Here is an 11,634-nt window from a genome sequence, read left to right as displayed (position 1 = left end):
GGTTGAAGAATGAAACCCAACAACCCCAGCGTTAACTACAGATCTATCTACACATTACCCTAGAAATCTAATTTGACACTAGCAAGATTGAGCTAAAATGACGATCGAGTCTTCAAGCAGCATCGAGTTATGGAAGCCAGTCCCGCCCAGATTAGTCAAGCAGTTCAAAATCTCTACGATACTTATCCTTTCCCGCCAGAACCTTTGCTCGACGAGCCGCCGCCAGGGTTTAACTGGCGGTGGCAATGGGATGCGGCTTATAATTTTTGTACCGGACAGATGCCCCAAAGACGAGATATTCGGATTCTCGATGCGGGTTGCGGTACGGGGGTGAGTACCGATAGCTTGGTGCATCTCAATCCTGAGGCGCAGGTAACGGCGATCGATCTGAGTCCGGGCGCGCTGAAAGTTGCCACAGAACGCTGTACGCGATCGGGTGCGACAAGAGTAGAATTTCATCATCTAAGTCTGTTCGATGTTGCCCAGTTACCGGGGGAATTCGACCTAATTAACTCGGTCGGAGTTCTGCACCATACCCCCAACCCAATTCGCGGTATTCAAGCCTTGGCGGGCAAATTAGCCCCCGGTGGGTTGATGCATATTTTCGTCTATGGTGAGTTAGGGCGGTGGGAAATTGAATTGATGCAAAAAGCGATCGGCATGTTGCAGGGCGATAAGCGCGGCGACTATCAAGATGGGGTTAAAATCGGTCGATCGGTATTTGCTGCGCTACCTGAGAATAATCGCATTCTCAAGCGGGAAAAAGAACGCTGGGCGATGGAAAATCATCAGGATGAATGTTTTGCCGATATGTACGTTCATCCCCAGGAAATTGACTATAATATCGAGACATTATTTGAACTCATCGATGCTTCTGGGTTAGATTTTATTGGTTTTTCTAATCCTGACTTTTGGAATTTGGAGCGGCTGTTAGGTAAGGCACCCGAAGCTTTAGAGCGTGCGAAAAAGTTAGATATTCGCGCCCAATATCGACTGATCGAATTGCTAGATCCCGATGTCGCTCACTATGAATTTTTCTTGGCGAAACCGCCGTTACCAAAGGCTATCGATTGGACGCAAGATGAGATTTTGCTGGCGGCAATTCCCCATCGGCACACTTGTATTGAAGGTTGGGAAAGTCAGAATGTGTTTAATTGCGATTGGAAGTTAATTAATCTATCCGATGCTGAGTTTGCTTTTATGCAAGCTTGCGATAAGGAGCGGCAGTTAACAGTTAGCGAACTGTTAAGTTCGAGCGAATTATCGATCGATAATATTAGATCGCTCTTAGCTAATAAAATGATTATGCTTAAAGTTAAAAGTTAAGGCAAAACACCGACTTTTCTAAGAAGTCGGTGTTCTAAACACACCCGATTGACTCACAAATTTATGTCTGTAACCGTTCATTTTTTACCCGATAAAGTTACTGTGACCGCCGAACCGGGCGAACCATTATTAAATGTTGCCGATCGCGCGGGAATTACGATTCCGACTGGTTGTTAGATGGGTTCTTGTTATGCTTGCGAAGTGGAAATCGAAGGACGAGAAAATCCCGTGCGGGCTTGTTTGGCAAGTATTCCAAGTGGCGAATCTATACTGATAGTCCATCGTTATGACGATCCGATTTGGTAAGATTTTCTACTTAAAAAAGCAGGGGAGATTTATAAGTCTCGCCTGCTTTTCACCTATTTAGCTAGATTTACTTAATTACGATCGCCTAAAACTTGTGATTTAAGGCTGTTGAATTGTTCGACTAGGTGTTGACGATCGCGTTCGCGAATTAGGTAATTCCACACAAATTGCCCCACATAAAACAAACCAACTAGTTTGAGTAATGGCGAAACGAGCGGGATCTCGTCGATCGCACTCAGTCCGGCAAAGGCAAGTTTGGTAGCAATTAAAGCTAAGAAAATTATGCCTAAGTTTATCAGCAGTTTGCGATTATTTTTGAAGACTTCAGTAGTAGATGAGATTACTTCCTCAAAAAATCCGACGGCGTTACCTGGGATCGATCCGATCTGTTTTACGAAAGTTTCATCATTAATACTATCTTCAGCAGTAGGAAGATCGGCTGATTCAGGTATAGGTTGTTCGAGATCGATCGCAGGTTTTGTCGATAGTGCTGACTCAGTTGAGATTTCATCATTACCGATGTCTTCAACCGCAGACATATCTGCTAACTCACTTGGAGTTATATCGTTTCTCATCACCGTTTCTGCGACAGTAGCATCGATTAGCTCTGTTGGCGGTTCGTCATAATTAATGATGGTATCAGTCGGAATATCTACTGAGATGGATGACTCGGAATTAGTGGGGGCAGATTCAGGTGGTGCTTGAGTAGCTACTGAGTTTTCAGACTCGATTTCAGCTTCTTTAGCAGTAGGTTTAGCTGCTAAATCTGTGTCTGCATGTTCATCTTCATATTCATCGATTCGCATAATTTCGTGCAATGCAATATCAGATTTCATGGTAGTCACCTCAATAAATAAAATAATAAAAAGTTGAATTAGTCGATTAGCTCGTTACCTAAAATTCTACTAATACTGAGAATATTGATGGTGTTAAGTGCCAGCAATTCATCGATATTTACAGCTATAAATACGCTTTTTCAACTCACTTATTTAAGTCTAAAACTATGCTCGTTATTAATTATCATTCGATCTAGGGAGCCAGCTCGAATCAATAGATAGATCTAGTCTCAAATCTGGGCGTTATTAATTAGTTGCGATTCTCCAGGGGAGAGGCTACACCAACGCGATTCGGCAGTGGTTCGGTGTGTAGCTCTAGCTCTTCATGGCGGAGCTGTTCTTGGCTGGTAGCGGTAGTTTGCTCGATCTGTTTGGCAATCTCGACTCGTTCGTTCTTCATACAATTTGATATTGATATAGGTGATGCCGCTGGAGCCTAGTTGCGCGATGGCGGATTCGGTAGTATTGTCGGAGAGTTTGATGGCATTGGGAGCGGCTTTGAAGGGAGCTAAGTAGCGATCTTAGCTTTGGGCGGTCGATTTACGATCGTTTTAGTTAGTTTGAATAGTTACCCGGTCGATATTTATTTAACAAGTAGACCTAAATAAGAGGTATCCAGTCAGTTATTAACAAATGCTGTTTAACTAAGCTGGATACCGCGAAGTAATCTAAGTTGTGAGGGTGGAGAAAATTATCTAAGTTAGCTTAATTCTGACCGCCTAAGACTTCGGCTTTAGTCCGTTTGACAGCTTCCATTAAGTCGTGACGATCGCGTTCGCGAATTAAGTACCGCCAGACAAATCGCCCGACGTAGAATGCACCAACTATTTTGAGTAATGGTGTCATGAGGGGAATACTCTCGATCGCGTTCAAGCCAGCAAATAACAATCGGAGGCTGATAATTCCTAAGAAAAATAAGCCTAATGTTGTCAGCAATTGCTGATTTTCTTTAATAAAAGTCGTCGTCTTCGATGAGATATTATCAAATAAGCCTTGGTTTTTAGTCTGGATTGTAAACCAAAGTTCTTGCGCCGATTTGGTTGCCGAGTCAGGCGAATTTGGGGCGGCTGCGGACAGGTCGGCATACATATTCTGCCGATCGTCTAGTTGGGTAGTTTCAAGAGTCATAACAATTTTTTGGATACTATTGTTAAATTAGGTTTTGGTTTCGACTACAGGATGACCTTCGACATTGACATCTAGCTCTTCACGGCGAAGTTGTTCTTGGGCGGTCACGGTTTCTTTGTCTACGACTTTGCTAACCCGGACTTCTTCGCGGACGAATGCTTCTTTGTGAAACTCTGGAACTTCTTCGTAGACTTCTATCCGGGCAACTTCTCCTGCTTGAAAGTTGGTTGCGCTGGGAGTAACTACGGCTTCAGCATTACCAGGAATCCGCTCGACAACAATGCGTTCTTTTTCGACGGGCACCGATGCTGTTGCTGTTTCAGTTTCGACATGCTTACTGACGATCGCTTCGCCAGTTTTTTGACGATTGGTAGTCGTAACTAATCGTTCTTCGTACAGCTTGAGACTGGAATGATTTTGTTCGCTTAAATTATATAAGTTGGGTTCTTTCTCGTAATTGTATGTATCGCGATCGGCTACCATGCTAGTAGTTGCTGGCATATTTTGCATGTCTTCAGCACCAGTCACTGGGGGACGATTTTGGGGCATAGATGCTGCCGGACGATACACATTTCTGACTTGTTCTTCGCGATCGTAATCGATTTTAAGATCGTCGGTAAATTCGGGTAATGCTTCAGCTTGAGCTTTAGTAAGATTCTGAGCGTAGATTCGCGTACTATCGGCATTTACATGCGCCAAGCCGATCGGTAGTAACACTTTTTTGCCGACAATCCATAAGCCAGTATTAATTACTAAGTAACGAAACCGTCCGCCATCGTCTACTAAAACATCATCGACCGACCCGATTTTCTCTTCGCCAGCATACACATCTAAGCCTTTAATTTCGCGACCGTTAAAGTGTTGCTTGTAATCTGGATTGAAGTCCGCAATCTTGTGAAGAGCCATTTAATTTAATCCTCTGCTTAAAGTCTTAAAAACTTATGTATTTAAAAGTCTAGATGCTGGACTATTTTTAGATATCCCTCGTTTTGTAGATCTGGGGGTTCCATTGGAGAGATATTGGCATTAGGCGTTAATGCCACCACTTCTGCACGGGTGTGTGGTAACAGTGCCCTGCGCCGCTCAAAAAGGGCTTCTAGTGCCACATCTATGCCGCTAGTATTTCGATACTTACAGCAATCAGCGATCGTCTTAGCGTAGGTTTCTGTACGGTCGATCGTTTTACCCGGATGACCTGTAATTCTAGACTACCAATCGCTCAATTAAAGATCTGTTAGACTCTGAGCGTTACTACTTCTCAATGCTAACAAGACTTGTCCGGTAGATACCATTTGTCCGGGCGTACAATACACAATATCAATCGATCCTGTTTCCTCGGCTTCGATGGTCATTTCCATTTTCATCGCTTCTAAAATTACTAGTTTATCGCCTGGATTTACTATGTCTCCTGGCTTCACTAAAACTTGCCATACATTGGCGGTTAAATGTGCGACGATCGGCGTACAATTGGGCGGTAGCTCCAGAGTTGGTGGGGGCGGAGCAGCCTCTGGTTCGATGGCTTGTCTGGTGAATTCACCAGCGGCTGCCCAGGCATTTCTTTCGGCTTGAAATGCCGCTTGTTGGGTATTTTTAAACCTAGCAATATCATCGGTATTATTGGCGAGAAATTGTTGATATGCCGATAGGCTAAATGTTGTTGATTCGACTTTTAATTTTACCCGCCCATAAATCAGATCTTCCCGATATTGTAATAGTTCTGTTGGCGAAACTGGGAAATACCTAATTTGGTCGAAAAAGCGTAACAACCACGGTTTGGTAAAGTCTGCCGTCTGACGATAACGATTCCAAATTGGCACGGTACGACCGACAAATTGATAACCGCCGGGGCCTTCCATACCGTAGATACACATATATGCGCCGCCGATACCGACAGCATTTTCGGGTGTCCAAGTCCGAGCGGGGTTGTATTTGGTCGTGACTAACCGATGGCGCGGATCGATCGGGGTAGCGACGGGCGCACCTAAATAGACATCGCCTAATCCTAATACTAAATAACTGGCGGCAAAGACAATTTCGCGCACGGATTCGATCGAATCTAAACCATTAATTCTCCGAATAAATTCGATATTACTCGGACACCACGGCGCATCATCGCGGACGGATTGGATATATTTTTCGATCGCCAGTCGGGTCGAATCATCATCCCAAGATAGGGGTAAATGCACGATGCGGGTGGGTATGGTTAACTCGTCAATATTCTGTAGATTAGAACGAGCGATCGTTAATAAATCCAACAATTCGCGTTCTGGTAAAATGCGACTATCGTAATGAATTTGAAGCGATCGAATGCCTGGAGTCAAGTCGATAATCCCCTCGATCGGATTAGCTTTGAGCCATTCCATTAAGGCGTGAATCTGGAATCGCAAGTTGAGATCGAGAACTAATTCGCCGTACTCAATTAATAGATATTTATCACCCGATCGACGATAGGTAGTTAGACTGTCACTGGCAGGTAATTTATCTATCAATAATACTTGTTCTGGAGTATCATCTCTTACTTCAGGTACAAGTGTGTCAATCTCCCGATCTTGGGCAAGTTCGAGGGCATTGGCACGCTCGATCGAGATTGGGTAAAATCGAACTCGATCGCCTGGTTTGAGTTGACCAATTTTCCATAATTCTGCTTGTACGATCGTCGCGGGACAGACAAAACCACCCAAACTAGGGCCATCGTGGGCGAGAATAATCGGCATATCGCCCGTAAAATCGACAGTCCCGATCGCATAGGCATTATCGTGGATATTGGATGGGTGCAAGCCTGCTTCACCACCATCCGTCCGCGCCCAGACTGGTTTGGGGCCGATCAGCCGAATTCCCGTCCGTGCTGAATTATGATGGATTTCCCAGTCGGTTGCAAAAAACATCTCGATATCTTCAGGCGTGAAGAAATCTGGCGCACCGTGAGGGCCATAAGTTACCCCGATTTCCCAATGATTCGTATAGCTAGGAATTAATTCGGGAGCGAGACCGATCTGGGGAATACTTTTAGATGAATCGTTGAGATGCAGAACATCGCCAGTGCGTAAAGTCCTTCCCCCATGCCCGCCAAATTGACCGAGAGTGAAGGTAGATTTGCTGCCGAGATAGCTGGGGACATCAAAGCCGCCAGCAACCGTAAGATAGCTTCTATAGCCATTTCCAGTAATGCCGGATAGCTTCAAAACACTACCTGTTTTGACATTAATCACCGTCCACCAGGGCACAGGTGCGCCGTCGAGGGTGGCTGTCATCTGCGCTCCCGTCAGACAGATCGAGCGATCGCAATTGAACCGAATTTTTGGCCCTGACACCGTACATTCCAAGCCAGCGGCATCTGAGGGGTTATTTAGGAGTCGGTTCCCCAGTCGAAATGCTAAATTGTCGATCGGGCCAGATGGCGGTACGCCGACATCCCAGTAACCGATTCGTCCGGGATAATCTTGAATAGTGGTATAAGTACCAGGATCGAGAATATCGATCGATTGGGGCTGATAATTAAGAGTATTTAAAAACTTTGTGTGGACATTTCCAGCTTGATATTCAGAAGCGGAAATTGCTTGAAATAAGTAATCGAGATTGGTTTCAATTCCGGCGATCGTGGTGTTTTTTAGAATAGTTTGAAGTTGAGAAATTGCTGCATTTCGATCTCTCCCATGTGCCAAAACTTTCGCGAGTAATGGATCGTAATAAGGCGTGACCTCCGTTCCGGCGACAATCCAACTATCGACCCGCACATCATCGGGAAAATCTACTGCGGTTAATAAGCCAGCACTCGGTTGGAAATTGTGATGCGGATCTTCGGCATAAATGCGGACTTGAATTGCATGTCCTTGGGGCTGATATTGGTAATTAGTTAAATTTAGATCTTCCCCCGCTGCTAATCGCACCATCCATTCAACTAAATCGATATTGCCGACTAATTCCGTCACACCATGTTCGACTTGAAGGCGGGTATTTACCTCCAAAAAGTAGAATTCCTGACTATCGGCATCGACAATAAATTCTACAGTGCCAGCCGATCGATAGTTGACAGCTTTCCCTAATTTAATAGCGGCTGAATATAGTTGCGATCGCAAGTTATCATCGATACCTGGAGCGGGAGTTTCTTCAACTACTTTTTGATTGCGGCGTTGCAGCGAACAATCCCGTTCTCCCAAGGCAACTACAGTCCCTTTCCCATCACCAAAGATTTGAACTTCAATATGTCTAGCGCGATCGAGATAACGCTCTAAAAAAATCCCACCTTGACTAAAATTTTGCTTGCTCAATCGATCGACTCGATCGAATGCTGCTGCTAAACTATCACTATCCCGACAGATTTCCATCCCAATACCGCCACCCCCAGCCGTACTTTTGAGCATCACTGGATAACCAATCTCAGCCGCGATCGTTTCTGCCTGAGCTTGACTCTGAAGTAAATCGCTCCCTACTAACATCGGAATGCCATTCTCCGCCGCGATCGATCGGGCAGTATGTTTGAGTCCAAATTGTTGTAACTGGGCTGGTGTCGGGCCAATAAAAGCGATCTGGGCGGCTTCACATGCGATCGCAAATGCAGCATTTTCACTCAAGAAACCATAGCCGGGATGAATGGCGCGGACGCGATTTTCCTGAGCAATTTGGAGAATTCGATCGGCTTGTAAATAACTTTCAGCGGCGGTAGCTTTACCAACACAAAAAGATTCGGTCGCCATATTTACATGCGGTGCATGTCGATCGATCTCAGAATAGATCGCGATCGATTCGATGTTTAAACTGTCGAGGGTGCGGATGATTCTACAGGCGATTTCGCCACGATTGGCGATGAGGATTCGCTTGAGCATAATGTGTGGATTTTGAGGTATGGATTATCGATTCTCGTTCCGAGAGGCTACGCCAACGGTAAAATTAGGAAAGCAGCCAGGATCTATTAATCTTAGAGATCGTCAATCGGTGAAAATTCGGTTTTATTAACGATCGACTGCCAACACTCGATTGTATGTTTGGGCAAACCGTTGTCGCTGTCGCTGTGCCATCCAGCAAGTAATTTCCCAAACATCGGCAACGGGCTTCTGCGTGTATGGTAATGTCTGCATATAGCCATCATCGAGAAATTCCGGTGTCATTGTCGTTACGTTCATCTGCTGCTGTGCCTGGTGTTGCCAAATTAGATCCCACCATCTTTCATGAGCTACGAGTGCCTGCATGTATTCTGGGGCGCGAGGATCGGGGACTTGAGCGTGTTGAGCATAGCCAACCCGACAATGAACGTGTAGCGTTCGTTGGGCGCATAGTGCGAGAATGTCCCACTCAGTATCGATTAGGCGTTCGCAAACGACACACCAGTGGCTAAAGTCACAGGTGAGTTTCATTGCCGGAAACTCCAGTAGTAAATCCCTGGTAATCCAAGGATTGAACAGCGAACGACTGCGGTGTGTTTCAAAGCCGATCGAAATTTTGGCATCTCGCTCAATTTCTAAAGCTTTACCAAAGAACTCGATATTCTGCTGCCACGACCAGCCATCATAACCACACATCGTCGAAACAAACATCGCCCCCATTTCGGCTGCGTGCTCGACAGACCAACGTAAGTCATCGAGATGATCTTCGATCGTGCGATCGCGCTGTGGAATCCACCAAGTTTCAGCTTCAGCATCGGTTCCAGTCGTGGCTTCGGCAATATATACCAGCCCGCTCTCATCGAGCTGTTTCCGCAATTGACGGCGTTGTGCTGCTGCTCTAGGGATCGGCCCCTCTAACCCATCAAATCCAGCTTTAACAGTTTGTTCGATGCGATCGTGTCCAATTAGATGAGGCGCACCCGACCAAATCGAGCGGAGCATTAGTAGTTTCATTTATTAGTTACTGCCTGAATTTGCCGAGCTAGATACTGTTGAAATTGCCAAACTGATATTTCTAGATGTCCGAGTGGCCCCGGTGTATACACCGAAGAACGCAGTCCGCGTTGGACGGCGGTACACACTTCGACATCTTCTAAGTGGAATTGCTTGAGTGCGACAATTTCTCGATCGAGCAGGCGATCGAAGTCTGGCAATTCCTGACTTTCAGGTGTGACTAATAAGGTGGTGTGAATAGTCATTTCCCGTTCGCTATTAGGTAATAATAAATACCAGTAAACGCGATCGGGGCCGATAAATAGTAAGAAATTGGGGGTGCCCAGACACACGGAATAGCGTTCGCGATCGCTAGCTTGCAGATGACTGGGAGCCGCAAACATCTGGTCGGGCTGCCCTGATTTCATCTTTTCGACGATCGATTTTGCCAACGGTAGATGGCAGACAATTCCATTTGCTAATTCCGGTTCTGCCCAAGTACCTGTCGCCGGAATCATCGGTTCCAGAGTTTTGGAGTGAGCACCTAAATGATGGTAAGATTCCATAAAATTTTCAACCAGCACCTTCCAGTTAAACTGGCACTCCCACTTCAAATTTGCCACCATGTTCATTTCTGCCATGTTCCAGCGTTCTAGATATGGCAATAGGCGCGCATAATGAGTGCTGACAGGTTCGAGCTGGGAGTCAAATGTGACAAATATAAATCCTTGCCAAATCTCCGATCGAAAGGTGGGCAAACAAATCTTCTCTCGATTCTCCTTCTGAGAGGCTCCGCCAACGAATTCCTCGCTCTGCTGCATTTCTGGCGCACCCATCAGCGATCCATCTAAGCCATAACTCCAGTGATGATAAGGACACAAAAAACTGCGCCGATTACCCTCGGTTGGATGTCCGAATCCTGGCGGCATCATGTCCATGCCGCGATGGGGACATACCCGCGACAACACGCGAATTAGATTGTCTTTGCCACGGACGATCGAAATCGACTCATCGAGTAGATCGAGATTGACATAATCCCCTGGTTTGGGTACTTGCGAAATATGTCCGATACACAGCCACTGCTTGTGGAAAATATGCTCGACTTCCCACTGATAAAAGTCTGGATCGGTATAAGCTTGGGCGGGAAGAGCTGTCGCGGCGGCTGGCATTCTTGCCGCAGTCTGCTGAATTTTTTGCTGAAGTTCGGTTAATTGCATTTGAGCAGAAAATTTTGGATTTAATACTGACATGACAATTTAGTGCCTAGAGGATATTTGAAAAGTCTAGTTTGTTAAGCGTAAACCCTAGAAATCCCCCCTAGCCCCTTAAAAAAGGGGGGAACCGGATTTAAAGTCCCCCTTTCTAAGGGGGATTTAGGGGGATTCAGATCTACGATCGGTTTCAACTAATTTATACTTTGTCCCAAATTACTAATCTAATTGGGGTGGGATTGTAGGCATTACAGGGATTATTTACTTGGGGACAGTTAGAAATTAATACCATCACATCCATTTCGGCTTGTAGCTCGACTATTTTACCTGCTTCAGAAATACCATCGACAATTTCTAAACTGCCATCGGCACTGACAGGCACATTCATATAGAAGTTAATATTACTCACCAAATCTCGCTTATTCATCTCATACTTACTCAGTTCTAGTAAGTAATTTTCGACACAGGCGTGGAGATGCTTCTTATGCAAACCATACCGTACAGAATTGCTCTCCATACTGCACGCACCGCCGACTGTATCATGACGACCGCAGGTATCGTTAACAACTGTCATCATCACATTCCCTTCGTTGGAAATAATCTTGGTACCAGTGGTGATAAAGATATTGCCCTGACGGACGATCGTATCGGGGGCACTATATCGCTCGGATGAATCGTGGGCATTATAAAATAATGTATCGACGGCTTGATTTCCCTGGAGGTCGATAATGCGGAGAATCTGACCGGATTTGACTACGCGCGACCACGGTTGACGGGCGGGAATTACTTCATCGTAAATAGCATTAGCCGAATCGAGTGTGGGGTTGGAAATTGTAGAAATCATGTTTATTTTGTGGGGGTAAAGATGTTGATGGATGTGGACTCGATCGATCTCTTTCAGTTACTGCATAGATCTTTACCCCCCCAACCCCCCCTTATAAAGGGGGGGCTTTTCTTGCTCCCTCCCCTTTATAAGGGGAGGGCTTTTCTTGCTCCCTCCCCTTTATAAGGGGA

9 protein-coding genes and 1 pseudogene are annotated in these 11,634 nt (G+C 45.5%); 2 read left to right on the top strand and 8 right to left on the bottom strand.

Going from position 1 to position 11,634, the window contains the following annotated elements:
* Window positions 1–129: 129 nt before the first annotated feature.
* Together Q0R35_RS10110 and Q0R35_RS10105 are read left to right on the top strand one after the other, a co-directional pair.
* Window positions 130–1,326: a bifunctional 2-polyprenyl-6-hydroxyphenol methylase/3-demethylubiquinol 3-O-methyltransferase UbiG gene (locus tag Q0R35_RS10110; RefSeq protein WP_295617080.1), complete on the top strand. Its 1,197-nt coding sequence runs from the start codon at window positions 130–132 to the stop codon at window positions 1,324–1,326.
* A 63-nt stretch (window positions 1,327–1,389) separates the two neighbouring features.
* A pseudogene (locus Q0R35_RS10105) lies at window positions 1,390–1,632 on the top strand (2Fe-2S iron-sulfur cluster-binding protein).
* A gap of 71 nt (window positions 1,633–1,703) precedes the next feature.
* Here the strand turns inward: Q0R35_RS10105 and Q0R35_RS10100 are convergent.
* The 8 genes from Q0R35_RS10100 to Q0R35_RS10065 form a co-directional block, all read right to left on the bottom strand.
* A complete protein-coding gene (locus Q0R35_RS10100) occupies window positions 1,704–2,468 on the bottom strand; it encodes a CAAD domain-containing protein (protein ID WP_295617078.1) in 765 nt (254 codons plus the stop codon).
* Between the two features lie 250 nt (window positions 2,469–2,718).
* Window positions 2,719–2,868: a DUF2382 domain-containing protein gene (locus Q0R35_RS10095; RefSeq protein ID WP_295617073.1), complete on the bottom strand. Its 150-nt coding sequence runs from the start codon at window positions 2,866–2,868 to the stop codon at window positions 2,719–2,721.
* Window positions 2,869–3,173: 305 nt separating this feature from the next.
* Window positions 3,174–3,596, bottom strand: a complete 423-nt coding sequence (locus Q0R35_RS10090; protein WP_295617070.1) for a CAAD domain-containing protein — start codon at window positions 3,594–3,596, stop codon at window positions 3,174–3,176.
* A 27-nt stretch (window positions 3,597–3,623) separates the two neighbouring features.
* The gene (locus Q0R35_RS10085; protein ID WP_295617067.1) at window positions 3,624–4,502 is read right to left on the bottom strand and encodes a DUF2382 domain-containing protein; all 879 of its coding nucleotides are present in this window, start codon (window positions 4,500–4,502) and stop codon (window positions 3,624–3,626) included.
* Window positions 4,503–4,819: 317 nt separating this feature from the next.
* Complete coding sequence (uca, locus tag Q0R35_RS10080) at window positions 4,820–8,419, bottom strand: urea carboxylase (RefSeq protein ID WP_295617064.1); 3,600 nt, start codon at window positions 8,417–8,419, stop codon at window positions 4,820–4,822.
* 126 nt (window positions 8,420–8,545) lie between these two features.
* Entirely contained in the window at window positions 8,546–9,430 is an 885-nt protein-coding gene (locus Q0R35_RS10075) for a sugar phosphate isomerase/epimerase (RefSeq protein ID WP_295617061.1), read from the bottom strand.
* Window positions 9,427–10,659 (bottom strand): aromatic ring-hydroxylating dioxygenase subunit alpha, encoded by a 1,233-nt coding sequence (locus Q0R35_RS10070; RefSeq protein WP_295617058.1) that lies wholly within the window; start codon window positions 10,657–10,659, stop codon window positions 9,427–9,429. Before Q0R35_RS10070 ends, Q0R35_RS10075 begins: the two co-directional genes overlap by 4 nt.
* Window positions 10,660–10,819: 160 nt before the next feature.
* Window positions 10,820–11,464, bottom strand: a complete 645-nt coding sequence (locus Q0R35_RS10065; RefSeq protein WP_295617055.1) for an urea amidolyase associated protein UAAP2 — start codon at window positions 11,462–11,464, stop codon at window positions 10,820–10,822.
* Window positions 11,465–11,634: the final 170 nt, after the last annotated feature.

This window comes from Chamaesiphon sp. GL140_3_metabinner_50 (assembly GCF_025361915.1).
Lineage (GTDB): Bacteria > Cyanobacteriota > Cyanobacteriia > Cyanobacteriales > Chamaesiphonaceae > Chamaesiphon.
Note: the sequence above shows the minus strand (reverse complement) of the source record. Positions and strands in the feature narration are given on the sequence as shown.

What these genes read in the sequence shown, in the direction of transcription:
- Q0R35_RS10090 (WP_295617070.1), bottom strand. Translation starts at nt 3,596, where the DNA reads ATGACTCTTGAAACTACCCAACTAGACGATCGGCAGAATATGTATGCC.
- Q0R35_RS10085 (WP_295617067.1), bottom strand. Translation starts at nt 4,502, where the DNA reads ATGGCTCTTCACAAGATTGCGGACTTCAATCCAGATTACAAGCAACAC.
- Q0R35_RS10100 (WP_295617078.1), bottom strand. Translation starts at nt 2,468, where the DNA reads ATGAAATCTGATATTGCATTGCACGAAATTATGCGAATCGATGAATAT.
- uca (WP_295617064.1), bottom strand. Translation starts at nt 8,419, where the DNA reads ATGCTCAAGCGAATCCTCATCGCCAATCGTGGCGAAATCGCCTGTAGA.
- Q0R35_RS10070 (WP_295617058.1), bottom strand. Translation starts at nt 10,659, where the DNA reads ATGTCAGTATTAAATCCAAAATTTTCTGCTCAAATGCAATTAACCGAA.
- Q0R35_RS10110 (WP_295617080.1), top strand. Translation starts at nt 130, where the DNA reads ATGGAAGCCAGTCCCGCCCAGATTAGTCAAGCAGTTCAAAATCTCTAC.
- Q0R35_RS10075 (WP_295617061.1), bottom strand. Translation starts at nt 9,430, where the DNA reads ATGAAACTACTAATGCTCCGCTCGATTTGGTCGGGTGCGCCTCATCTA.
- Q0R35_RS10065 (WP_295617055.1), bottom strand. Translation starts at nt 11,464, where the DNA reads ATGATTTCTACAATTTCCAACCCCACACTCGATTCGGCTAATGCTATT.
- Q0R35_RS10095 (WP_295617073.1), bottom strand. Translation starts at nt 2,868, where the DNA reads ATGAAGAACGAACGAGTCGAGATTGCCAAACAGATCGAGCAAACTACC.